The sequence below is a fragment of the Streptosporangium sp. CA-115845 genome (genome assembly GCF_050943795.1).
Classification (GTDB): Bacteria; Actinomycetota; Actinomycetes; order Streptosporangiales; family Streptosporangiaceae; genus Streptosporangium.
This window is the reverse complement of the sequence record NZ_CP191988.1, coordinates 9,243,558-9,267,764: the sequence shown is the minus strand read 5'-3', so window position 1 is coordinate 9,267,764 and position 24,207 is coordinate 9,243,558. Positions and strand designations below refer to the sequence as shown.

Here is a 24,207-nt window from a genome sequence, read left to right as displayed (position 1 = left end):
GCCCGCAGATTAGTTCATCTGTTACGAGGCGATTACCAGACGGCGCGCGTAGCCTCCTCGAAACGCGGGTTTCATGGCGGTTTCGAGGAGCCGCCCAGGATTGGAGCGTTTCGTTGAGCCAGTGTGATTTTACTGCGGTCTCCGGCCGCCTGTTCTCCGACGGATGGCGTCCCGGCGGTGGCGGAACCGCCGACGTACGCGAGGTGGCGACCGGCGAACCGATCGGCATGATCGGCCTCGCCGACGTCGCGGACGTCGAGCGGGCCGGGAAGAGCGCCTCGGCCGCGCAGCGCGAATGGTCCAGAGCCTCCTACAAGGAGCGGGCCTCCGTCATGGTCAGGGCGGCCCAGGCGCTGGAGTCCATGCGGGCCGACGTCGTCGAGATGATGATGCGGGAGACGGGCAGCATCCGGGCCAAGGCCGGTCAGGAGGTCTCCAAGGCACTGGACGAGCTGCGTGCGGCGGCCGGTCTCGCCGATCAGCCCTACGGGCAGCTCCTGCCGCACGAGGACGCCTCCGTGCTGAGCATGGCCAGGCGCGTTCCCGTGGGCGTCGTCGGCGTCATCACCCCTTGGAACGCTCCATTGATGCTCGCCATCAGGTCGGTGGCCCCGGCGCTGGTCCTCGGCAACGCCGTCCTGCTCAAGCCGGACGTCAAGACCGCGCTGAGCGGGGGGACGGTGCTCGCCCGGATCTTCGAGGCCGCGGGTCTGCCGACCGGGCTGCTGCACGTCCTTCCCGGTGACGCGCGGACGGGAGAGGCCGTCGTGCGCTCCCGGTACACGTCGGTCATCTCCTTCACCGGCTCCTCCGCCGCCGGACACCGGGTCGGCGAGGTCGCCGGCGCCATGCTCAAGCGGGTGGTGCTGGAACTCGGCGGGAACAACGCGCTCATCGTCCTCGACGACGCCGACCTGGATGCCGCCGTCAACAACGCGGCCTGGGGGTCCCTGCTGCACCAGGGGCAGATCTGCATGGCGACCGGCCGCCACCTCGTGCACGAGCGGATCGCCGACGAGTACGCCGAGCGGCTCACCGAGCACGCCCGTTCCCTCGTCGTCGGCGACCCCAAGCGCGCCGAGGTGCGGGTGGGCCCCCTCATCGACGTGAATCAGGCCGCCCGGGTCCACGCCATCGTCACCTCCTCGGTGGAGTCCGGCGCGGTGCTGCGGACGGGCGGTTCGCACGAGGGCCCCTTCTACCAGCCCACCGTTCTCGACCGGGTCTCCCCGGACGCCGAGGCCTTCACCAAGGAGATCTTCGGCCCGGTGATCCCTGTGACCCGTTTCGCCTCGGACGATGAGGCGGCCGAGCTCGCCGGCCGGACCGCCTACGGCCTCTCCGCGGCGATCCACACGCGGTCCATGCAGCGAGGGCTCGCGCTGGCCGAGCGGCTGCGCACCGGCATGGTCCACATCAACGGGCAGACGATCAACGACTCGGCTCACGTCCCGATGGGCGGCATGGGCGAATCCGGTAACGGCGGCCGCTACGGCGGGCACTGGAACCTGGACGAGTTCACCTACTGGCAGTGGATCACCGCCCGGCCCACCCCGCCCACCTACCCCGTCTGATCTCTCGGAGACCGCCATGACCAACGCGCTCGACAAGGGTGCCCCCATCAGGATCGTCCTCGACCAGTCACGCTGCGAGGGCTACGGATTCTGCGCCGAAGCCGCCCCCGACCTGCTCGAACTCGACGACGAGGGCGAGCTGACCGTCCTGGTGGAGCAGGTCGCGCCCGAAGCGGTCGACCGCGCCGAGGCCGCCGTGCGCGTCTGCCCGGTCGCCGCGCTCAGGCTGGGGTCGTGATCAGGGACATCGTGGTCGTCGGCGGCTCGGCCGCCGCCGTCACCGCCGCCGACGCGCTGCGCCAGTACGGTCACGAGGGCACCATCACGATCGTGAGCGAGGAGCGGCACACGCCCTACGTGCGGCCGCCGCTGTCCAAGGGGATGCTCAAGGGCACGGAGACACCCGAGTCCGTGCTCATGCCACCGCTGCGTGCGGACATCGACTTCCGCCCCCGGACCCGCGCCGTCGGACTCGACCGCGAGCGCCGGCGGGTGCTGCTCGACGGCGATGAGGAGCTCCCCTACGACGGCCTGGTGGTGGCGTCGGGAGCCCGGGCCAGGCGGCTGCGGGCGGAGGACGCCGACGAGTTCGTGGTGCGCGACCTGGACGACGCGCTGCGGCTCCGTGCCGCGCTCGCCGGCGCGGGCTCGCTGCTGGTCGTCGGCGGCGGTTTCCTCGGCATGGAGATCGCCTCGACGGCCCGCGGACTCGGCCTGGAGGTCACCGTCGTCGACCGAGACCCCCCACTGGTGCGCCAGTTCGGGAGTTTCCTGGCCGAGCACATGATCCGCGCCGCCCTTGACGAGGGGGTTCGGATCGTCCGTTCCCCCGATGGCGTCGAACTCCTGGGCGGCGACCGGATCACCGGGGTGCGGACGTCCGGGGGGGAGACGCTGGAGGCCGACGTGGTGGTCAGCGCGGTGGGTGACCTGCCCAACGTCGAATGGCTGGCCGGTTCGGGGCTCGGCGATCCCGCGGGCCTGCTCGTCGACGACAGGTGCCGGGTCGCGCCGGGCATCGTCGCCGCCGGTGACGTCGTCGCCCGCGTCAGCACGCGCACCGGACGGCCCAGGCGCACCCCGCACTGGGGCAGTGCCATCGACCAGGCCAGGACCGCGGCTCAGGCCCTGCTCAAGGGGGACGATGCATCGCCCTACCGGCCCGCGCCGTACTTCTGGACCGAGCAGTGGGGGTTCGACATCAAGATCTGCGGTGAGATCCAGCCTGGCTCGGCCGCGGAGATCCTCTCCGGAGCGATGTCGGAGCGCAGCGCGCTCATCCGGTGGACCCGCGACGGCGCGCCGGTGGCCGCCGCCACGGTGAACCACCGCATGCCCCTGGTCAAGCTGCGCCGGCTCGCGACCTCCGTCTGAGCGACCTCCGTCTGAGCGACCTCCGTCTGAGCGGTCGCCGTCTGAGCGGTCGCCGCCCGAGCGGCCGGCGACGTCTCGGCGCCCGACTCCTCCACCACCACCCTTTCCACACATGGGAGCACAAGGATGACCTCCACCCCCCAGGGCCCGTCCCTCGATCTCGACCTGTTCAGCGACGAGGCCCTGACCGACCCGTTCCCCCTCTACCAGCTGATCCGGGACACCGCCCCGGCCGTCTACCTCCCCAGGTACGACGCCTGGGCGCTGGGCCGGTACGCCGACGTGCGCGCCGCCCTCGCAGACTGGGAGTCCTTCAGCTCCGCCCAGGGGATCGGCCTCAACGACCTGGCGAACGCCGCCACCAGGGGCATGATCATCGCCACCGACCCGCCGGAGCACGACAAGCTCCGCAACGTCCTGGCCGCCAGGCTGTCGCCCAAGGCGATCCGGCAGCTCAAGGAGGACATCGAGCGCCGGGCGGACGAGCTGGTCGAGCCTCTCGTCCAGGGGCGGGAGTTCGACGCGGTCAACGACCTGGCACGCGCCTTCCCCATCTCCATCGTCCTCGACCTGATCGGCCTGCCCCAGGACGGGCGCGACAAGGTGCTCGGCTGGGCCGACGCCGCCTTCTCGGCCAGCGGCCCGCCCGGAGCGCGCACGGATGCCGCGTTCCCCCTCCTGCAGGACCAGCTCGCCTACCTGTCGGGCATCAGGCCCGAGGAGCTGACCCCGGGAAGCATGGGCCGGGCCATCTACGACGCCGCGGCGGAGGGGAAGATCGCCCAGGAGTCCTGCGTCCCCCTCATGTCGGCCTACGTGACGGCCGGGCTCGACACGACGATCAACGCGATCAGCAACGCGGTCTGGTACTTCGCGCGCAACCCGGAGCAGTGGGACCTCCTCCGCCGGGACCCCTCGCTGATCCCCAGCGCGTTCAACGAGGTGCTGCGCATGGAGGCGCCGGTGCAGTTCTTCTGCCGGGTCGCCACCCGCGACGTGGACATCGACGGCGTGCCGCTGCCCGCCGGGTCGCGCCTGATGATGCTGTACGCCTCGGCCAACCGCGACGAGCGCAAGTGGGACGACCCCACCCGGTTCGACGTCACCCGCAACCCGATGGACCAGCTCGCGTTCGGCTACGGCATGCATGGCTGCGCGGGGCAGGGGCTGGCCCGGCTGGAGGGCCACTCGATCCTGGCCGCGCTGGCGCGCCGGGTCGAGCGGTTCGAGGTCGGCGAGCCGGTCCGCCGGCTCAACCAGCTCATCCGCGGGCTCGACGCCCTGCCCGTCGTCGTCCACCCGGCCGCGGCCTGATCTCTGAGGAAAGGCTGGGACAGCATGCGTGCAGTATGGTTCGCCGAACCGGGGCGGATCGAGACCCGGGAGGTGCCCGACCCCCAGGTCGTCGACCCCACCGACGTCGTCGTCGACATCCTCTTCACGGGCATCTGCGGTTCGGACCTGTGGACCTACCGGGGGCTCGTGCCGCACGGCGAGGGGGGCATCGGCCACGAGTTCATCGGCCGGGTGCGGCAGGTGGGGCGCGACGTCGGCACGCTGCGCCCCGGCGACACCGTCATCGCTCCCTTCCTGTTCTCCGACGGTGAGTGCGAGGAGTGCCGGAGGGGCCTGCAGCCGCTCTGCGCGAGCTCGGGCATCTGGGGCAAGGACTGGGACGGCGCCCAGGCCCAGGCCATCCGGGTCCCGCACGCCGACGCGACGCTCGTCGCACTCCCCTGGGAGGACATCGACACCGACCTCGCGCGCAGGCTCATCCCGCTCTGCGACGTGTTCGCGACCGGCACGCACGGTGCCGCGCTGGCCGGTGTCGGAAGCGGCGACACCGTCGTGGTCGTCGGCGACGGGGCGGTGGGCATCTCCGCGGCGATGGCCGCGGCGCGCGCCGGTGCCGCCCGCGTCCTCCTCCTCGGCGACCGGCCCGACCGGCTGAAGGTCGCCGAGGGGGCGGGCGCGGAGACGCTGCGGGTCTCCCGGGACGAGTCGCCCGTCGAGGCCGTCCGCGACCTGCTGGGCGGACGCCTGCCCGACAGGGTCATCGAGTGCGTCGGCATGCAGGGCGCCTTCGACGCGGCGCTCGACGTCGTCCGCCCGGCGGGCACGGTCGGGTTCGTGGGCGTCCCCCACGGGGTGGGGCCGATCCCGCCGGCGCGGATCTTCGGACGGCAGATCCGCGTCGCGGGCGGGGTCGCGCCGGCCCGCCACTACCTGCCGGGGCTGATCGACGACGTCGTGAACGGCCGGCTGGACCCGTCGCCGCTGGTCGACCGGGTCTACGGGCTCGACGAGGCCGCCGCGGGCTACGCCGCGATGGACGACGGTTCGATCCTCAAGGCCGTCCTGCGGACGTCCTGACCCCGGACCCGTTCTCATCCCGGACCTGTCCTGACCCCGGACCTGTCCTGACCCCGGACCCGTTCTCATCCCGGACCCGTTCTCATCCCGGACCTGTCCTGACCCCGGACCTGTCCTCACCCCGGACCCGGTCCGGTTCCGGGCCCATCCTGCCCCCGGATCCGGCCGGAAGGGGGCCGGCCCCAGCCGGCCCGGCCCCTTTCGGCAGCGGCCGGGCCGTACCAGAGCAACCCGCGGCACCCTGCCGCCCTTCCTCCCCAGGGCCGAGGCCCGGGGTCTCCACGCTGGAGGAATCCGATGACAACCACATCCAGAGTCATTGTTCTCGGCGCCGGGATCGGAGGTCTCACCCTGGCGCTCGAACTCCACCGGTCGGGGATCGACTGCGTGGTGCTGGAGGCGGCCACCCAACTGGGCGCCCTCGGGGTCGGGATCAACCTGCTCCCGCACGCCACCCGCAACCTGGCGCGACTGGAGCTGGAGGACGACCTCGCGGCCGTCGCCGTCACCACCCGAGAGTCCGCCTTCTTCAACAGGTTCGGGCAGCTGATCGCCCGTGAGCCGGCGGGCCGTTTCGCGGGCTACCCCTGGCCGCAGTTCTCGATCCACCGGGGCGACCTCCAGCAGGTCCTGCTCCAGGCCGTCCGAGACAGGCTCGGTCCCGACGCGGTACGGCTCGACCACCGGGCCGTCCGCGTGACCCAGGACCGGAACTCGGCCACGGCACACGTCAGGCACGCCGACGGCTCCACCTCGGAGGTCCGCGGCGACATCGTCGTCGGCGCCGACGGCGTCCACTCGGCCGTGCGGGCGCAGCTCCACGGCGACACCGCCGTACCGCACTACACCGGCTACATGATGTGGCGGGGGACGACCGTCTGGCCGCGGTTCCTCACCGGGGCGAGCATGGTGCGGGCCGGGTGGCTGGCGACGGGCAAGATGGTGATCTACCCGATCCGCGACGACGTCAACGCCCGGGGGGACCAGCTCGTCAACTGGGTGGCGGAGGTCGAGGGCCCCATGCTCGACGCCCGCGACTGGAACCGCCCCGGTCTGATCGAGGATTTCATCGGCCCCTTCGCCGACTGGCACTTCGACTGGCTGGATGTGCCGGCGATGATCCGGGCGGCGGAGGAGGTGCTGGAGTACCCCATGGTCGACCAGGACCCCCTCGGACACTGGACCGACGGCCGCGTCACACTCCTCGGCGACGCCGCGCACCCGATGGTGCCCCGCGGCTCGAACGGGGCCGCCCAGGCCATCCTGGACGCCGGTGCCCTGGCCGCGCACCTGGCCGCGAGCGGGGACCCGTACCAGGCCCTCGGCGCCTACGAGGCGGAGCGGCTGGAGGCCACCTCCCGCGTCGTGCTGACCAACCGGGTGAACCCGCCCGACGCCCTCCTGCGGGAGGTCTTCGACCGGACCGGCGACCAGCCCTTCGAGGACATCGCGGACGTCATGACCCCCGAGGAGATCAGCCGGTTCGGCGAGAGCTACCGCGACGTCGCGGGCTTCTCCCTGACAGCGCTCGCACAGCCCTGACCGTTCACACAGCCCTGACCGTTCGCACCGCTGTTCCACCGCCGTGTTCCAGCGGCGTGTCCCCAACTGTTCCCCACCCCGCCCCCTGCCGCCGTGTTCCGACACGGTGTTCCGACACGGTGTCGGAACACGGCCCCGGAGCTTCGTGCGGCCGTCCGGTGCTCCCGCCTCCCGACGGCTCGTAACGTCGGCCACAGGCGGGGCGCCCGGCCGCGAAAGGGCTGCCCGACCGCCTCGGAGACCGCGGAGCCCGGCACGGGAAGCCCCGGAAATCCCCGATCGACTTTCGAAAACGACCCAGGAGACAACGATGGACGTGACCGGCGCCCTCGGCGCGATGACCGGTGACAGGTACCGCGAGAGCCTCGACGACGGCCGGGAGGTCTGGCTGGGCGGCGAGCGCGTGAAGAACGTCGCCGAGCACCCCGCCTTCCGTGGCGCGATCGACGAGTTCGCCAGGCTGTTCGACCTGCGGCTCTCCGACCCCGAGGCCCTTGAGATCGGCACCTTCGTCTCCCCCGAGACGGGCAACCGGGTGAGCCGCTCGTACACGCTGCCGACCACCCCCGAGGAGCTGCGCGCCAAGTTCGCCGCCACCGAGTGGTGGATGCGCGAGAGCTGGGGCCAGCAGGGACGCTCGCCCGACTTCATGGCCAACGTCGTGGTCGGCCTGCACGACTTCCGGGACGAGTTGGAGAAGAACCGCCCCGGCTTCGGCGCGAACGCCGCCGCCTACCACCGCTTCGCCATGGAGCACGACCTCGTCCTCACCCACGCGCTCGGCGACCCGCAGATCGACCGCAGCGCGAGCCCGCTCGACGACCCCGACCTGGCGCTACGCGTGGTGGAGGAGAACGACCGCGGCGTCGTGATTCGCGGAGCCAAGCAACTGGCCACCCTGGCGCCCTTCTCCCACGAGGTCCTCGTCTACCTCAACGGTGTCTCCGCCCAGCGCGGCGCCGAGCGGTTCGTCCTGTGGTTCGCGCTGCCGATGAACGCCAAGGGCCTGAAGATCCTCTGCCGTGAGCCGCTCGGCGCCCACGCCAACGGCCACAGCCACCCCCTCGCCAGTCGCTACGACGAGCAGGACGCCATGCTCTTCTTCGACGACGTCGAGATCCCCTGGGAGCGGCTCTTCCTCCTCGGCGACGGCATGCTGGCCCTGCGCGGTCTGAGCCGCATCAACGCCTGGAGCATGCAGAGCACCCACATCCGCTTCCACGAGCGGCTCAAGGTCTTCGTGTCCGTGGCGGCCATGCTGGCCAGGAGCATCGGCGTGGACGGCTTCCGCGGCATCCAGGAGGACCTCGGGGAGCTGATCTCCTACGCCGAGACCCTGCGCCTGGGCATCGTCGGGGCCGAGATGTCGCCCCAGCGCACCCCGAGCGGGCTCCTCGCACCGGCCTCCAGCTACGGCCTGGGCTTCTGGTCGGCCGAGATCTCCTCGCGGGTGGTGGAGATCGTCCGCCGCGTCGGCGCCTCGGGCCTGATCATGCAGCCGACCGAGGCCGACCTGGCCAACCCCGAGCTGCGCCCCTTCCTGGACAAGTACATGCGCGGGCACGACATCGGCGCGGACCGCAAGGCGCGGCTCTTCCGCCTGGCCTGGGACCTGGTCGGCGACGGCTTCGGCTCCCGCCAGGAGCTGTACGAGTACCTGCACCGCGGCGACCCGGGCGCCGGGCGCACCCGCCTGCTGCGGACCTACGACCGCTCGGCCGTCGACGGCCGCATCACCGACCTCATCTCCTCCCCGCTCCCCGCCTGAGTATCCACCGCCGGACGAGGCGGCCCCGAACCTACGGAAGAACTCATGATCATCGATGTCCACGGTCACCTGACCGCCCCCGCCGAGCTGTACGCATGGAAGGCCGGTCTGCTGTCCCACCGGGGAGCCCACGGAGGCAAGCCCCCGGCCATCAGCGACGATCGGCTGCGCGAGGCCCACTTCGAGCCGCACCCCAGCTTCGGGAACGTCTCCCACTTCGACCACATCGACGGCGCCGGGGTCGACCTCCAGCTCATCTCCCCCCGCCCCTACCAGATGATGCACAGCGAGCAGCCCTCGAAGATCGTGCGCTGGTTCACCGAGGAGACCAACAACATCATCCACCGCTCCTGCGAGCTGTTCCCCGGGCGGTTCAAGGGCGTGGCCGGCCTGCCGCAGAGCCCCGACCTGGACCCGGCGGAGTGGACCGCCGAGCTGCGCCGCACCGTCACCGAACTCGGCTTCGTCGGCGCCCTGCTCAACCCCGACCCCTACGAGGGCACCCAGGTGCCGCCCGCGCTCGGCGACCGCTACTGGTACCCCGTCTATGAGGCTCTGTGCGAGCTGGACGTGCCGGCGCTGATCCACGCCGCCGGTTGCCGGCCGCCGACGCGGGAGCCGTACAGCCTGCACTTCATCCAGGAGGAGACGGTCGCCGTCTGGAGCCTGCTCTCCTCGCGGGTGCTTCAGGACTTCCCCGACCTGAAGATCATTGTTTCGCACGGCGGCGGGGCCATCCCCTACCAGGTCGGCCGCTTCCTGCCCTCCGGCGTCCGCGCCGGCGGCACGCCGTACCTGGAGAAGCTGCGCCGCCTGTGGTTCGACACCTGCCTGTACACCAAGGACTCCATCGAGCTGCTCATCCGCGTCGCGGGCGTCGACCGCTGCCTGTTCGGTACGGAGAAGCCGGGAACCGGCTCCCAGATCAACCCCGAGACCGGCGGCTGGTTCGACGACATCCACCTGCTGGTCAACGACATCGACTGGCTCACCGAGAACGACCGCGAGGCGATCTTCGCCAAGAACGCCGCCGACCTCTTCCGCCTGTAGAGCACCCCAGTCGGACACCCGCACCACACGAAAGGCAGATGATGGCGACAGTCGTGGCCGGCATCGGCACATCACACGGACCGCAACTGAAGACCCCGCCGACCCGCTGGGCCGAGCGGGGGGAGGCCGACCGCCGGAGCTCCACCCTGGAGTTCCGCGGCGCCCGCTACACCTTCGACGAGCTCAAGGCCGCGCGCCAGGACTTCGCGCACGAGTGCACGGACGACGTCCAGGCCGCTCGGTGGGAGGCCTGCCGGCACGCGATGGACGGCCTGGGCGCGCACCTGCGCGACGCGGAGGTGGACGTCCTGGTCATCGTCAGCAGCGACCACAAGGAGGTCTACGACGACCGGCTGCTGCCCGCCTTCGCGATCTACTGGGGTGACGCGGTCGACCACGTCCCCTTCACCCCCGAGCAGCTCGCCGCCATGGCGCCGGGGCTGGCGGAGGCGGCCCACGGCGACGTGCCGGAGCGAACCGTCACCCGTCCCTGCCGGGCGGACCTGGCCCGCCACCTGATCGAGTCGGCGGCCGAGGAGGGCTTCGACGTCGCCGCCTCGCGGAGCCTGCCCGCGGGACGCTACGGCAACCACGGCATCCCCCACGGCTACGGCTTCATCTACCAGCGGATCGTCGGCGAGCGATCCACGGTGCCGATGGTCCCGGTCTTCATCAACACGTTCTACGAGCCGAACCCGCCTTCGGCGCGGCGCTGCCTCGACTTCGGCCGCGCGCTCGGCCGCGCGCTCGCGTCCTTCCCGGAGGACCTGCGGATCGGTGTGGTGGCCTCGGGCGGGCTGTCCCACTTCGTCATCGACGAGGACCTCGACCTGGCCTTTCTCACGGCGCTGAAGGCCGGAGACGAGGAGCACCTGGCGTCGGTTCCGGCGTCGGAGATGCGCTCCGGCAGCTCCGAGCTGCGCAACTGGATCGCCGTCGCCGGGATCGCGGAGGAGACCGGCCTGTCGGTGAGCTCGGTGGACTACCAGCCCTGCTACCGCACCGAGGCCGGCACCGGCAACGCCATGGGATTCGTGACCTGGTCGCCCGCGAGAGAGGAAACCACCCGATGAGCACCCCGGCGAGCACCGCGGCCCCCGGCGGCGCGGCGGCCGAGGTCGTACGGCTCCGCGCCCTGGACAGCTGCGCGATCTCCGACGCGCTCGACACCCTGGGCCTGCCCGGAGCGGTGACCGGCCTGAAGCCGATGTGGCCCGCCGGGCGCGTCATGGCCGGCGTCGTCCGCACCGTCAAGGCGGCGCCCAAGTCCGCGGCCGGACCCGCGACGCACATCGCCACCCCCCTGGTGGCCGTGGCCGACCCCGACGACGTGGTGGTCATCGACAACCACGGGCGCACCGACGTCTCCTGCTGGGGCGGCCTGCTCGCCGAGGCCGCCGTCCAGCGCGGGGTGGCCGGCGTCATCGTCGACGGCGCCTGCCGCGATGTCCAGGACTGCGAGAGCGTCGACCTGCCGCTCTTCGCCCGGACGGCCGTGCCGGTCAGCGCCCGGGGACGGATCGTCCAGGAGGACATGGACGTGCCGATCCAGGTGCGCGGCGTCCGGGTCAACAGCGGCGACCTCGTCATCGCCGACCGCAACGGCGTCGCCTTCGTCGCCCGAGCCGAGATCGGACGTGTCCTGGACCTCGCCGAACGCATCGCCGCCCGCGAACTCGCCATGGCGCGGGCCGTGCGCTCCGGGCGCGACGTCATCGACGTGATGCACGACTCCCAGTTCCCGACGATCACCGCGGAGGCGGTCCCATGACCGACAGCATCGAACAGCGGTTCGCCGCGCTCTCCACCGCGAGCGTCTCCGACGCCCTCGACCGCCTGGGCCGTACCGGCAGCCTGCTCGGCATCGCGCCGCTCGGCCCCGGCCAGAGGATGGTCGGCCGCGCCTACACGGTGCGCTACGTCTCGGCGAGTACCCCGCCGGGGACCGTCGGCGACTACCTGGACGACGTGCCCGCGGGCGGCGTCGTCGTGCTGGACAACGACGGCCGCCTCGACTGCACCGTCTGGGGTGACATCCTCACCGCGGTCTCCCACGCCCGCGGCATCGCCGGAACCGTGATCGACGGCGTCTGCCGCGACGTGCACCGGGCGCTGGACCTCGCCTACCCGATCTACAGCCGGGGACGGTTCATGCGCACAGGCAAGGACCGCGTCGAGGTCGCCCAGGTCCAGGAGCCGGTGAACATCGGCGGAGTCCAGGTCCGGCCGGGCGACCTCATCGTGGGAGACCAGGACGGGGTCGTCGCCGTGCCGCGAGACTGCGAGGACAGGGTTCTGGCGGTCGCCGAGGAGATCTCCGAGCGCGAGGACGGGATCCTGCGGAAGGCGCTCGACGGATCCACCGTCGCCGAGGCCCGCGCGGCCTACGGCTACCACGACCTGCAGCGGAAGGAAGCGTCTTGAGCGCGCCGAGCAGTACGGACGGTCACGTCGGCACCGACGCCGACACCGGGGAACTGCTGGCCATGGGGTCGGCCACCCTGTACGAGGCGTCCGGGCTCGCCTGCGATCTGGACCCCGCGTTCCGCCCGGCCTGGACCGGAGCCCGCCTCGCCGGGACCGCGCTGCCCGTCCAGGCCGCGGCCGGGGACAACCTCCCCCTGCACTGGGCGCTGGAGGCCGCGCGCCCCGGCGACGTCCTCGTCGTCGACGCGGGCGCCGCGCCGTTCGGCTACTGGGGCGAGGTCCTGGCGGTCGCCGCGCAGCGGCGCGGGGTGGTCGGCCTGGTCATCGACGGCGGTGTGCGCGACACCGAACGCATGCGCGCCCTGAGGTTCCCGGCGTTCAGCACGCACGTCGCGATCCGGGGGACGGTGAAGGAGTGGCCCGGCACGGTCGGCTCCCCGATCCTCCTGCGGGGACGGCCCGTCAGGCGCGGTGACCTGGTCGTGGCGGACGAGGACGGGATCGTCGTCATCCCCGCGGACCAGGCCGGGCGCGTTGTGGAGGCGGCCCGGCAGCGGACGGCCAAGGAGGACGCCTACATGCGCCGCCTGCGAGACGGAGAGCTCACCTTGGACATCTACGGATTCCGCGGCCTCGGGTATCCGCCCGGCCACGAGAGGGCGGGGGAGTAGCCCATGAGCGCGCCGACGACAGCTCCGGGCACCGCCGTGGACTCCTTCCGCCGCGCCGCCGGCCTCTTCGCCTCCGGTGTCACCGTGGTGACGACGCGCAACGGCGCCCACCTGTACGGCATCACCGCCACCTCGTTCGTCTCCCTCTCGCTGAACCCCCTGCTGGTGGCGGTGTCCATCAACGCCCACAGCCCCTTCCTGGAGGAGGTGGACACCGCCGGCCGCTTCGCGGTCAGTGTGCTGGAGAGCGGTCAGCGGGACGTGTCGCAGTACTTCTCCACGCGCGGGCGCGGCCGGGCGGAGGGGGCGTTCCCCGGAGTCGCCACCCACGAGGAGCAGACCGGGGCACCCGTCGTCACGGGCTGCCTGAGCTGGTTCGACGCCCGGCTGCACGCGATCCTCCCGGGAGGCGACCACCGCGTCCTCATCGGCGAGGTCGCCGCCGCGGGCGGGACGGCGGGCCGGCCTCTGCTGTACTGGGCGGGCGGCTACCGGCGGCTCGACGCCGCCGACGACGGCACCCCCGACGACCGGATCGAGGCGTTCGCCGACGCCCTCTCGGTACGGCTGCACGAAAGCGGCCTGTCCCCCCAGGAGCTGATCGAGGCCCAGAGCGCGCTGGAGCCGGCCGCCGCCGAACTGGCCGCCTTCCGCCGGAGGACGGACGGACTGGCCGCGCTGCGGGAGGCCCTGGAGGGCTCCCGGGCGGCGGCCTCCAGCTCCGGCCGCTTCACCCAGGAGTCCGTGGCCTTCCACGTGGCCCTGGGCGTGGCCAGCGGCAACCCGGCCATCGCGGCCTCGCTGCAGTCACTCGCCCGCTCCTGCCATGCCCACTACGCGGCCGGCACCGACGCCGAGGCGACCCGGCGGACGCTCGTCGCCCACCAGGAGATATACGACGCCATCGCGGCCGGCGACGCGGTCCGCGCCCGCGAGGCGACGACCGAACACCTGTCGGTGGTGGGCCGACGCCTGTGCCGCCCGGCCGGGCCGGCCGCCACCGCGACCAAGGAGCCATGACATGTCCGTCGACAGCACGCGGGGGACCGTCCGCATCACGGCGGGGCAGGGGCCGGACCAGCCGGAGCGCACACCCGAGCTTGACTCCCTCTACCGGGGGTTCGAAGAGGAACTGCTGGTGCCGCTCTGGACCGAGATCGGCGACCTGATGCCGCGGAGTCCGCGGTCCAAGGCGCTTGCGCACGTCTGGCGGTGGAGCGCGATGCTGCCCCTGGCCGGGCGGGCCGGGGAGCTGGTCCCCGTCGGGCGCGGGGGTGAGCGGCGGGCGATCGCGCTGGCCAACCCGGGCCTGGGCGGGCGGCCGTTCGCGACGCCGACTCTGTGGGCGGCGATCCAGTACCTCCGCCCGGGAGAGGTGGCGCCCGAGCACCGGCACACCCAGAACGCCTTCCGGTTCGTCGTGGAGGGCGAGGGCGTGTGGACCGTCGTCGACGGCGACCCGGTGGCCATGCGCCGGGGCGACTTCCTGCTCACGCCCGGCTGGCGGTGGCACGGCCACCACAACATCGCCACCGAGCCGATGGCCTGGCTGGACGGCCTGGACATCCCCTTCGTCCACGCCACGGACAGTGCCTTCTTCGAGTTCGGCCCCGAGCAGGTGTCGACCACCGAGACGCCGGACCGGTCGCGCTCGGAACGGCTCTGGGCCCACCCGGGGCTGCGCCCCGTCTCCCGGCTCGGCGACACCCCCTCCTCGCCGATCGCCGCCTACCGCTGGGAGCACACCGACGCCGCCCTCCGCGACCAGCTCGACCTGGAGGACGAGGGGCACCCGGGCGTGGTCGAACCCGGCCACGCCGCCGTGCGCTTCACCAACCCCACCACCGGCCACGACGTCATGCCGACGATCCGAGCCGAGTTCCACCGGCTGCGCGAGGGCGCGCTGACCGCGACCCGGCGGGAGGTGGGCTCCTCGGTCTGGCAGGTGTTCGACGGACGCGGGCAGGTGACCGTCGGCGACCGCCGGTGGAGTGTGGAGAGAGGGGACCTGTTCGTCGTCCCCTCCTGGCAGCCGCTGACCGTCGGCGCCGAAACCGGCCTCGACCTCTTCCGGTTCAGCGACACCCCGATCTTCGAGCGTCTGCACCAGGACCGCTCGCATGTGGAAGGAGCACCCCGTTGAAACTCGCGACCCTTCGCGTCCCCGGTGGCACCCGCGCGGTGCGGGTGGAGGACGGCGGATACGTCGACCTGGGGGCGTCGGACGTCGGCGCCCTCCTGGCCCGCCCCGACTGGCGGGAGCACGCCGCGACCGCCCGGGGCGCCGGGATCGAGCCCACCGGGGAGGGGTTCGCGCCGGTCGTCCCCCACCCCGGCAAGATGATCTGCGTCGGGCTCAACTACCGCAACCACATCCTGGAGATGGGCCGGGAGCTCCCCGAGTTCCCGACGCTCTTCGCTAAGTACCCCGAGGCGCTGATCGGCGCCACCGACACCATCGAGCTGGCGCCGGAGTCCGGCGCGGTCGACTGGGAGGCGGAGCTGGGCGTTGTCGTCGGAGCCACGGTACGGCGGGCCACCGTCGAGCAGGCCGAGGCGGCGATCGCGGGGTTCACCGTCGTCAACGACGTCACCATGCGCGACTGGCAGTACCGCTCGCCGGAATGGCTGCAGGGCAAGACGTTCGAGGGCACCACGCCCATCGGCCCGGTGCTGGTCACCCCCGACGAACTGCCCGGCGGCGTGCGTCCGGCACTCACCCTCACCGGGTCGGTCGACGGTGAGACCGTGCAGGAGGCGAGCACCGGCGACCTGGTCTTCGACCCGGTCGAACTGGTCCGCTACGTCTCGACCATCCTGACCCTGCGGCCGGGCGACGTCATCGCCACCGGCACCCCCGGCGGTGTGGGGCACGCCCGGAAGCCTCCCCGCTACCTGGCCGACGGCTCCCGGCTCGTCACCGAGATCAGCGGCATCGGGAGGCTGGACAACGTCGCCCGTGTCCCCGCTTCGGACCCGTCGTGACCGGGGGAGACACCGCCCGTATCCGGTCGCTGGAGTGGATGGAGCGCGGCACGGACCTGTTGGCCGGGGCGCTCGACCGGCTCGCCGACGCCGACCTCGACGGCACCACGCCACTGCCCGGCTGGTCCCGGCGGCATCTGGTGGCCCACCTGGGCTTCAACGCCGCCGCGCTGCGCCGGCTGGCCTCCTGGGCCCGCACCGGCGAGCCCAATCCGATGTACGCCTCGCCGGAGCAGCGCGCGGCGGAGATAGCGGAGGGCGCCTCCTGGCCCGCCGGACGGCTGCGCGACCTGGTCTCCAAGCACAGCGCCGGGCTCCTCGCCGATCTCGCCGCGCTCGACGACCGGCAGTGGGGCGCGCCGGTCGTCACCGCGCAGGGCCGCACCGTCCCCGCGTCCGAGATCCCCTGGCTGCGCGTCCGGGAGGTCGCCGTCCACGCCGTCGACCTCGACGCCGGCGTCGCGTTCGCCGACCTGCCGGTCGACTTGTGCGAGGAGCTCCTCTCCGACGTCGCCGCCCGCCGCTCAGTGAAGGGGGATGACCCCGCCCTGTCGCTGGTGAGCGCGACCGGCCGTACCTGGTCGGTCGACGGGCCGGGCACGCCGGTGCGGGTCGGGGGCGAGCCCGGCGAACTGGCCCGCTGGCTGACCGGGCGCGGGGCGGGCACGCTCACCGACGAGCACGGTGCCCCGCCTCCCGCTCTCACGGCCTGGCTCTGACCCACGCCGGAGAGCGGGCCGCCCGGCTCTGACCACGCCCAAGAGCGCCGACCCGCGCCGGGGAGCGGACCGCTTGGCTCTGACTGCGCCCAAGAGCGGGCCGCTTGGCCGACCCGCGCCGGGGAGCGGACCGCGCCCAAGGGGGCGCTGGCGCGAGGGGGCCCTCGCGCGAGGACGGCCGCCACCGGGGCCGGGGCGGTCGTGCTCAGGACGGCCGCTGGTCGCGCCTGAGCGGGTGGTCCTCGGGGACCTCGACGAGGACGACGGATGTCCCGTCGGGGTCCTCGATCCACATCTCGACGAGGCCCCACGGCTCCTGCCGCGGCTCCCGGGTCACCTGGACTCCCAGGGCGGCCAGCCGTTCGTGCTCGGCCCGGACGTCGCGGACCTGGAGCCATATTCCGACCGCCTGGCCGGACGCGCCCTCGGAGCGCCCGGAGACCTCCAGGAATCCCTGGCCGAGGAAGAACACCACCCCCGGATCGCCGGGCGGCCCGAACTCGCGGTAGACCGCGAGGCCCAGCCCGTCGCGGTAGAACCGGCGGCTGCGGTCGGGGTCGGCGGGGCGGAGGAGAATCCGGCTGCTGAGGACTTCCATGCCCCGGATCATGCCCGCGCCCGAGGAATCCATGGGTGCCGTGGGTTTTCCACAGCCCCTCGCGTTCGTCCTCGTCAGCTCCGAGGTTTCCTTAAAATGCCCCGATGCCTTCTACCGATGTTCCGGGTGAGGTGGCCGGCGCCGTCACCGACGGGCACCTTTACCTCGATCCTCAACCAGGGCACCGTGACAGGGCCGCACAACCCCTCATGTCAACATCCACCATCACACGCTTGAGCAGGCCGAGGAGTTCCCCAGGTGGTTACCGGCTCCCCTTTGCAAGCAGGATGTCAGGAGTTCGAATCTCCTAGGCTCCACCACACTTCAGAGGCCATCTCCCATGATCAGGGAGTGGCCTTTTTGATCTTGTGCAGCAGCAAAATACAGCAACGGCTACGTATCAGGGCTGCTCATCGAACTGGATGAGTGCCGTCCGTGTGCCCTGAGGTGGAGAGGCCATCGTAAGCCTGGCCGCCTTGGTTTCCTATTCCCCTGCCTGCCTCAGGGCTGCAGCCTCTGGCTGTGGGAGGAATTCGGGAGGCGCACTCAGGGAGGCCGGGCTTAGGTGTCGGGTGCGCCAAATGAGCGTGCAGAACAGTGCGCGCCTCGCCGAGGAGTTCGGCAAAGCGCGTGGATCTTCGACGGAGCGTTGTCGTCACGATTCCCGAGAACGGCACCATGGCGTCCGATGTCCGTGGCCATGCAAAGTGGGCCAGACCCACACGCACTTGGCCGTTGACAGCCAGGAGCAGTGTTGTGGCGTGGCCTGCTGGCTCCTGTGCACCTTCAGAACCTTGACCGTTCCGTCGTCGAGACTGACGACGCGCTTCCGGCCGGTCTTAGTGGTGCCCTCGATGCGCTCACCGTCGATGAATGCGGCTGAGCCGGTAATGGTGAGCTGCTTACCGTCGAGTGTGGCGTGCAGGTGAGTGATGGCTGCTTCGAGGTTGACGCTGATCCGTGGAAACGAAGGGCGCAGTGCAGCATCGGATATGATTAGCGCATAAAAAAGTATCCTCTGTCCGTATCGGACAGAGGCTTCATGCTTTCGATCCTAGCGCTCGGGGAATCTACGGCTGGCTCGAAGAAGATCATCGACCATACCGGAGTCGAGGATCCGGGATAGTTTATCAGCTGCGCTTTCTAGGCTGGAAAAGTGCACAGGATCCCATCTGGAAAGTTTCCTGGAAGCCCTGTCTAGAGTCTCGATTAGATCTGGGTCCAGTGCGCGACGTCCTTTGGAGTAAACCTCGGCTAGTTCGTCGATGACGCTGCGGAGGGCCATAGCTGCCCCTCGATCGGTCTTCTCTAGGCGTGTTAGGGCGGAGACTATCTTATCGTCACGAACCTTAAGGCCCTCCGCGACGATCTGCTTCAGGCCGCTGGGTGTAACTTCACGTAGACGTTTGAGTGCTTCAGCGGGACTAGCTTCTCGCTGTTCCTTCCATCGGTGAAGTGTCTCCACTGAATAGTCCTGGGGGCGCTCCTTGTCTATGCGGAGATGGTGAGGCTCGCACAGGAAGATGAGATTTTTGATGTCGCGACGATCATCGTCATCCATCGTATTATCAAATCTTGGACCGTTCGGATATGCAGCTCGAATATGGCTGATGAACCCGATGATGTAGTACTTGCCCTCGTCCTCCCGCAGGACAGGCTCGGGGCAGCCGGGGTAGTAGCACAGTCCGCCGCTGAGATGCGCAAGAGCGGATTTGGTGCCTTGGGTGTAGTCGCGAGGACCTGGCATCCGTTCCTCCTTGAAAGGTATGAGGAGGATAAACAGGCCAGCTGACAGGATCGTGCTATATCCGCGTTAAGGTAACAAGAAGCTTACTCGAATGTTACAGCACCAGACCCATTCGGGTGGGCCGATTTGTCGCCTATGTGATTCATGCACGACAACTGAAAGTCCCTACCTGCGGGCACCCGTAAGTGACGTTTTCTCAGCGACGTCCGCGGAGGTGGTGTACGCGGCTTAGCGATCACGATGGTTGATCCGCTTCATGCTTCTCAGCTTGAACGCTGATGCTGTCAGCTCGTGGGGACAGCACCCAAAAGATGTGATCTTGCTAACGGAAGTGCTAACACCGTCCCTGGGTGTGGGTGGACATCCATAGAAGGTGATCAAGAGTGAGGTGTCTTCGAACGGGATGCTAACCAGGGGCGAGGGCTTCATGGCCCGTGAGACGAAGACGGCGGGATTGATCCTCGATTCCGCCGCGACGATCAGCAAATGTCATGCGTAACCGCGGAACCTGATGGCCCAGTCGTCGAAGTCGTCGCGGAGATGGGCCGGGTCAATGGGCTTGAGGCGGATCTGGGGTCGTTCGTCCATCCACCAGATCTGAAAGTCCGTCACCGTTCCCACCGCGGGCCATCGGCCGGAGTCATGCGACAGGAGAAGGACGTCCACAAAGCCGACCACGGGGAGACGGAGATCCACGAAGATCCCGGTCACTCCGGCGGGCCACGGAGCAGGGAGAACGGTCCCTTGTAGTCTCTGCCCAAGCATGAACTGTGATCGGAGCCGGAGCCATGCTTCCGCGCTCACGGATGTCTCCTCATCACCGGCTCGGCGCATGCCTCATCGGTCGCTCTTCGAGAAGTGCTGGCGTCCTTAGGCCCGCAAGTGCGAGCCAGGGCCGGACAGAACGGCAGATCACGGACGCGGCCGGGCCGGTTACGCGGCACAGTCACGGCGATTGCGCTATGTGCTGATCCTTGACGTCCCTCACTGGCGTGGTCCTGACCCGCCGTCCTCGTCTCGATATCCACGTGTAACGCCGCGCTGCGGCCTGGAGAGTCGAAGATTCGAGGGTGTCAGCGCACATCCAGCCGGGCAGCGCGGGTCAGTAGGTAGCGGCGCTCGGGAAGGCTGGTCGTGAGTCGGGCTGCGGTACGGTACTCCGCGGCCGCAGCCGCCCTCTCGCCGGCTTCCTCAAGCAGGTGCCCGCGCACCGCGTGCAGCCGGTGATGGCCGGCCATCCGCTGGTCCCCGGCTACTGTCTCAAGGACGGCCAGCCCAGCTGCGGGGCCGCTCAACATCGCCACCGCCACAGCGCGGTTCAACGTGACCACCGGGTTGTCAGCGAGCTGGTCGAGCACCTGGTAGAGGGCGGCAACCTGCGCCCAGTCGGTGTCTTCGAAGCGTCTCGCCTCGGAGTGCACGGCGGCGATCGCGGCCTGCAACTGGTACGGACCTGGCCGCTTGCGCGGCAATGCGTCGGTCAGCAACGCGATGCCTTCATCGATCATCACCCGGCGCCACCGGCCGCGGTCCTGTTCCGCGAGCGGGACCAGTTCGCCGTCCACGCCGATGCGGGCCGGACGGCGGGCATCGGTGAGCAGCATCTCGGCGAGCAACCCGCTCACCTCAGGGACATCTGGCAGCAGCCGGTGCACCATCCGGGCCAGGCGGATCGCCTCCGCGCACAACTCGCCGCGATGCAGCGACTCCCCTGCTGTGGCTGTGTAGCCCTCGTTGAAGATGAGGTACAGCACGTGCAGGACGACGTCGAGGCGACGTGTGCGATCCCGGTCATCGGGCATCCGGAACCGGCCGCCCACCTCCAGGATGCGTTTCTTCGCGCGGCTGATCCGCTGCGCGAGCGTCGCCTCGGGTAGCAGGAGCGCGCGGGCGATCTCAGCGGTGGTCAGGCCGCCGACCGCCCGCAGGGTGAGCGCGACCTGCGCGGGCGGATTCAGCGCGGGATGGCAGCACAGGAACAACAGCAGCAGGGTGTCGTCCGCGTCCCCGGCAGGCGGGACGTCGGCCGCCGGTGACAGCAGGTCGGCGGGCAACACGCGTAATGCTTCTTGCTGCTCACGTCGGCGGCGGGCCTGCTCGCTGCGCAGCAGGTCGGTCATACGGCGGGTGGCGACTGTGGTCATCCAGCCCGGCGGATTGTCCGGCATGCCCTGCTTAGGCCACTGGGTCGCGGCCGCGAGCAGCGCCTCCTGAACGGCCTCCTCGGCGAGGTCGAAGTGGCCGTAGCGGCGCGTGAGTGCGGCGAGGACCTGCGGCGCGAGCTCGCGCAGCAGGTCCTCCATCCGCGGGGGTACGGTCACATCTCCCGGCCGGCGTCGTCCATGATCGGCCGCAGTTCCACCCGGCTGTGCACGATCGCCGCAAAGCGCGCGGCCAACTCGACCGCTCGGTCGTGCGAGGCGACGTCGATCACCCCGAACCCGGCGAGCACCTCCTTGGCCTCGGCATACGGTCCATCGGAGGCGACGGGCCGCCCGTCACGGATCTCCACGGTCATCGTGTGCGAGGGGTCGGCCAGCCCGAAGCCGGTCACCATTTCGCCGGAGGCCGCGAGGTCGGCGTAGAACGCCGACATGGAGCGGAAGTGCTCGGCGACCTCCTCTGGAGACCAGGTCGCCTCCGTAGCGCCGAGGCCCAGGATGTCCCACGCCGACGCTTCGCCAAAGGTCATGATCATGTACTTCATCGGGCCAGCTCCTCCACCCGCGTCATGTTCGACTCGTAGCCGCCGCCCGGCCACTGCCAGGCGCCGGCGTTGTGCACGCCATCGGCGTCGAAGGCGCCGACGAACTTGGCCGGGGAGTCGACGCCGTCGTACCAGATTGTGAGGGTATCGTCGGCCAGTTCATAGACGTACTCGAGGATCTCGCCGTTCTGGCTGAAGAAGTGTGAGCGCAGCTGGCCGCTTTCGGCGTGGAAGCCGATGTACTCGACGCCGCGGTTGACCTCACCATCTTGGACGAGCTCGACGTGCTGTACGAGAAAGCCGCCGCCGTCCATCCACTCGTAGCGGACCGTACCCGACAGGCCGGGGCCATCGATGGCCCAGGTGCCGACGAGCGGTTCCAGGCTGCGCAGGGTGTTCATTGTCGCGGTCACGATGTTCTCCTCTGATGTAAAGGTGAAGGGTCAGCGATGGCCGTGCCGCAGTACCGCAACGGCGGCCGCCAGCAGCAAGAACACCAGCGGCAGCGCCGGGCTGGTGCCGAGCGCCGCGACGTTGGTGATGGTGGCGCCGATCATCAGCGCGACGAGTCCGACGGCGGCCGCGCGGGCCAGCTGCGGGACGAGTAGTCCGGCGGCACCCGCGAGCTCGAGGCAACCCACGACGATCCGCAGCCACTGGCCGACCCCGATCTCGGCGAACATGGCCGTCATCTGCGCGTCGCCGAAGAGCTTCAGCAGCCCGCCGGAGGCGAACTGCAGAGCGAGGCCGAGCTGCACGACCCAGGACAGCGCGGTTCGGATGCGGCTGCGGGTCCGGGTAGCGGTCCTGGTCGATGGCGTAGTCGTTGTGGTCACGGTGGTCTCCTTGGTGTGTGCCGTGCTTCACCCTCTCTGTCGGAGACGTGCGGGCGCTCTCGACAGTGCAGCCGAAATCTTTTTGTCGTGGTGACGGGGGTTCAGCCCGCCGGGACCCGCCAGCCGCGAGCGGACGGCCCACCTCTGGTGCTCAGCCGCTGCCGAAGCGCCCAATACCGGCAACGACGCCGAGAAATCATCAAAGAAATGGCTGGTCCCTTGGGTACGCTCGCGTGGATGAGAACGACCTGGCCCTACAGCAGCGAAGTACAGCAACGGAGGCACACAACCCCTGTCGCCGACGACCGTCCCCACACGCCCGACTAGGGAAAGAGACCCTCCACGTCGTGACTGGCTCCCGTTTGCAAGTAGGCGCTCATATGACACCAGCACAAGACACGCTTCACGTTCTCGCTCATACTGATGTGACATGCGCCCTAGCTCAAGCCGGTTTGATCCCTGTATGGGCTCAAGATTGCTTTGTTCCGCGTTTCATGGTTGTCCTCGGGCCCCTGTCGCGCGATTCACCTTGGACCTTGGCTCGATCGGTCTTAATTCGCAACGAGGGGTCAACCGCAAAAGTAGAGGGAGATTTTCTCCACGCCTGCTGCTGCGCTGCTGACTCAGGGGATAGAACCAGGTGGTCAATGTCACATAGTTCGAGCGGCTGAAGATTCTGAGCAGACCGCTCTGCATTCATAGCACTCAGCAAGATCGAGTGCATTGCGTCCACTACCTCGTAGACATTATCTGCTTCATAGTACTTGCGTAGTAACTTGCGGTCACCAATGCGTGCGGCTTGCAGCTTCGTACCTGCTAATGCTGCTACGGTGTCCCCTTTTAGAGACTCGATGAAGCCATCGATTAGCTGCTCACGTAGGTCTTGTCGCGTCTTCAGGCGATGGTTGATGAGAGCGACTGCCATGGCTGCCGTTGCACCGATGAGAGCGCCACCCAGTCCAATGAGCGCGGACACAAGCTGGATCGACATGGGCGAAAGGTAGCGCAACAACCAGCCGCATGGTGGATGAATCGCATTATCTCGTTTCACTCGTCATTACTGGCTCGCTCCAAACACCCGAGGAGTTCGTATGCGTCAACGCTCGATCTCACCGGGTTACCGCTTGACCGCGCTACTCTCCAAGTTGAGCTGGATCCTGCCTAACAGATGCCTGATCTCTTTCAGATGTCCTCCGGTCTCTAGATCTCCACCCGGAACTTGCGTCGCGGGCGGTACTCCGCGCGTGTGGACCTGTACCATCGGTAAGCTGGCTACGTCGCCCAACTTATTTGCAACCATCGACGTAAACGTGTGGCGACGCAGGGATACGGGCTCCATGCTGATGCCCATGGATGTAGAAACTCCTGAGTGGGACTTGCTGAGACATCTGTCTAATGGGGCAGCGTTCAGCGAGGCAGGCAAGATGGCCATTGACTAGGTGGTCGAATCGCTCTCGACAACGCTGGGACCGTCTTGGCTTCGGCGGCAGTACCGGAAGCGGGGGCGTTTGCCGGCCGAACTGTTGATGTTTGCGAGTCACCGCGCAGCGCTCCCACGGTTTTTGATGCTCGCACTAAGACTTGAATCGGCTGCGGGCGAGCCAACCTTTGAACCCGTGCTACAGCAGTTGCGGCAAGAGCCAACAAACTCTGATTGGCGCCACCTCCTGCTTCGGTTGGAAGTGGCACGTGCGGCCAAGGCCGCAGGCTGGCGGTGTCTGTAGGGGCTACAGATCCGAAGGTAGCGGAGACGACTATCGAGACAGCGAATGGTGCGGTGCTGAAGCGGCTTGTGGCGCCACATCTAGCGAGAGAAACGGTCGTCATTTCGCTGCG

At 69.6% G+C, this 24,207-nt stretch carries 23 protein-coding genes; 16 read left to right on the top strand and 7 right to left on the bottom strand.

Features of this window, described 5'->3' with window-relative positions; genetic code table 11:
- Positions 1–113 precede the first annotated feature (113 nt).
- The 16 genes from ACQP0P_RS44020 to ACQP0P_RS43945 all read left to right on the top strand — a co-directional run bounded on the left by ACQP0P_RS44020 (position 114) and on the right by ACQP0P_RS43945 (position 16,483).
- A complete protein-coding gene (locus ACQP0P_RS44020; protein WP_433368022.1) occupies positions 114–1,574 on the top strand; it encodes an aldehyde dehydrogenase family protein in 1,461 nt (486 codons plus the stop codon).
- Between the two features lie 16 nt (positions 1,575–1,590).
- Positions 1,591–1,812: a ferredoxin gene (locus ACQP0P_RS44015; RefSeq protein ID WP_433368020.1), complete on the top strand. Its 222-nt coding sequence runs from the start codon at positions 1,591–1,593 to the stop codon at positions 1,810–1,812.
- On the top strand, positions 1,809–2,948 hold the full coding sequence (locus tag ACQP0P_RS44010; protein ID WP_433368017.1) for an NAD(P)/FAD-dependent oxidoreductase: 1,140 nt from the start codon (positions 1,809–1,811) through the stop codon (positions 2,946–2,948). Before ACQP0P_RS44015 ends, ACQP0P_RS44010 begins: the two co-directional genes overlap by 4 nt.
- 126 nt (positions 2,949–3,074) lie before the next feature.
- Positions 3,075–4,262 (top strand): cytochrome P450, encoded by a 1,188-nt coding sequence (locus tag ACQP0P_RS44005; protein WP_433368014.1) that lies wholly within the window; start codon positions 3,075–3,077, stop codon positions 4,260–4,262.
- A 24-nt stretch (positions 4,263–4,286) separates the two neighbouring features.
- The gene (locus ACQP0P_RS44000) at positions 4,287–5,321 is read left to right on the top strand and encodes a zinc-binding dehydrogenase (protein WP_433368011.1); all 1,035 of its coding nucleotides are present in this window, start codon (positions 4,287–4,289) and stop codon (positions 5,319–5,321) included.
- A gap of 297 nt (positions 5,322–5,618) precedes the next feature.
- Entirely contained in the window at positions 5,619–6,863 is a 1,245-nt protein-coding gene (locus tag ACQP0P_RS43995; RefSeq protein WP_433368008.1) for a flavin-dependent oxidoreductase, read from the top strand.
- Between the two features lie 310 nt (positions 6,864–7,173).
- Complete coding sequence (locus ACQP0P_RS43990) at positions 7,174–8,631, top strand: 4-hydroxyphenylacetate 3-hydroxylase family protein (RefSeq protein ID WP_433368005.1); 1,458 nt, start codon at positions 7,174–7,176, stop codon at positions 8,629–8,631.
- Positions 8,632–8,676: 45 nt separating this feature from the next.
- Entirely contained in the window at positions 8,677–9,681 is a 1,005-nt protein-coding gene (locus tag ACQP0P_RS43985; protein ID WP_433368002.1) for an amidohydrolase family protein, read from the top strand.
- A 38-nt stretch (positions 9,682–9,719) separates the two neighbouring features.
- Positions 9,720–10,754 carry a hypothetical protein gene (locus ACQP0P_RS43980; protein ID WP_433368000.1) on the top strand — a complete coding sequence of 345 codons (1,035 nt, stop codon included), beginning with the start codon at positions 9,720–9,722 and terminating at the stop codon, positions 10,752–10,754.
- Positions 10,751–11,452 (top strand): RraA family protein, encoded by a 702-nt coding sequence (locus ACQP0P_RS43975; protein WP_433367997.1) that lies wholly within the window; start codon positions 10,751–10,753, stop codon positions 11,450–11,452. The genes ACQP0P_RS43980 and ACQP0P_RS43975 overlap by 4 nt, the downstream gene beginning before the upstream one ends.
- Positions 11,449–12,105, top strand: coding sequence for an RraA family protein (locus ACQP0P_RS43970; RefSeq protein ID WP_433367994.1), 657 nt, complete (start codon positions 11,449–11,451; stop codon positions 12,103–12,105). Before ACQP0P_RS43975 ends, ACQP0P_RS43970 begins: the two co-directional genes overlap by 4 nt.
- Entirely contained in the window at positions 12,102–12,779 is a 678-nt protein-coding gene (locus ACQP0P_RS43965; RefSeq protein ID WP_433367991.1) for a 4-carboxy-4-hydroxy-2-oxoadipate aldolase/oxaloacetate decarboxylase, read from the top strand. Before ACQP0P_RS43970 ends, ACQP0P_RS43965 begins: the two co-directional genes overlap by 4 nt.
- A gap of 3 nt (positions 12,780–12,782) precedes the next feature.
- A complete protein-coding gene (locus ACQP0P_RS43960) occupies positions 12,783–13,799 on the top strand; it encodes a flavin reductase (protein ID WP_433367988.1) in 1,017 nt (338 codons plus the stop codon).
- Between the two features lies 1 nt (position 13,800).
- Positions 13,801–14,922 (top strand): cupin domain-containing protein, encoded by a 1,122-nt coding sequence (locus tag ACQP0P_RS43955; protein ID WP_433367985.1) that lies wholly within the window; start codon positions 13,801–13,803, stop codon positions 14,920–14,922.
- Positions 14,919–15,764 carry a fumarylacetoacetate hydrolase family protein gene (locus ACQP0P_RS43950; protein ID WP_433367982.1) on the top strand — a complete coding sequence of 282 codons (846 nt, stop codon included), beginning with the start codon at positions 14,919–14,921 and terminating at the stop codon, positions 15,762–15,764. The genes ACQP0P_RS43955 and ACQP0P_RS43950 overlap by 4 nt, the downstream gene beginning before the upstream one ends.
- A complete protein-coding gene (locus tag ACQP0P_RS43945; RefSeq protein ID WP_433367979.1) occupies positions 15,761–16,483 on the top strand; it encodes a maleylpyruvate isomerase family mycothiol-dependent enzyme in 723 nt (240 codons plus the stop codon). Before ACQP0P_RS43950 ends, ACQP0P_RS43945 begins: the two co-directional genes overlap by 4 nt.
- Before the next feature lie 205 nt (positions 16,484–16,688).
- On the opposite strand, the gene ACQP0P_RS43940 is transcribed toward ACQP0P_RS43945, so the two are convergent.
- The 7 genes from ACQP0P_RS43940 to ACQP0P_RS43910 form a co-directional block, all read right to left on the bottom strand.
- Positions 16,689–17,081: a VOC family protein gene (locus tag ACQP0P_RS43940; protein WP_433367977.1), complete on the bottom strand. Its 393-nt coding sequence runs from the start codon at positions 17,079–17,081 to the stop codon at positions 16,689–16,691.
- 1,054 nt (positions 17,082–18,135) lie between these two features.
- Positions 18,136–18,828, bottom strand: a complete 693-nt coding sequence (locus ACQP0P_RS43935) for a hypothetical protein (protein WP_433367974.1) — start codon at positions 18,826–18,828, stop codon at positions 18,136–18,138.
- Between the two features lie 1,073 nt (positions 18,829–19,901).
- A complete protein-coding gene (locus ACQP0P_RS43930) occupies positions 19,902–21,131 on the bottom strand; it encodes an RNA polymerase sigma factor (RefSeq protein WP_433382411.1) in 1,230 nt (409 codons plus the stop codon).
- Positions 21,132–21,145: 14 nt separating this feature from the next.
- Complete coding sequence (locus ACQP0P_RS43925) at positions 21,146–21,535, bottom strand: YciI family protein (RefSeq protein WP_433367972.1); 390 nt, start codon at positions 21,533–21,535, stop codon at positions 21,146–21,148.
- The gene (locus tag ACQP0P_RS43920; protein ID WP_433367969.1) at positions 21,532–21,948 is read right to left on the bottom strand and encodes a hypothetical protein; all 417 of its coding nucleotides are present in this window, start codon (positions 21,946–21,948) and stop codon (positions 21,532–21,534) included. Before ACQP0P_RS43920 ends, ACQP0P_RS43925 begins: the two co-directional genes overlap by 4 nt.
- 30 nt (positions 21,949–21,978) lie before the next feature.
- On the bottom strand, positions 21,979–22,371 hold the full coding sequence (locus ACQP0P_RS43915) for a DoxX family protein (RefSeq protein ID WP_433367966.1): 393 nt from the start codon (positions 22,369–22,371) through the stop codon (positions 21,979–21,981).
- Between the two features lie 469 nt (positions 22,372–22,840).
- The gene (locus ACQP0P_RS43910) at positions 22,841–23,362 is read right to left on the bottom strand and encodes a hypothetical protein (protein ID WP_433367964.1); all 522 of its coding nucleotides are present in this window, start codon (positions 23,360–23,362) and stop codon (positions 22,841–22,843) included.
- Positions 23,363–24,207: the final 845 nt, after the last annotated feature.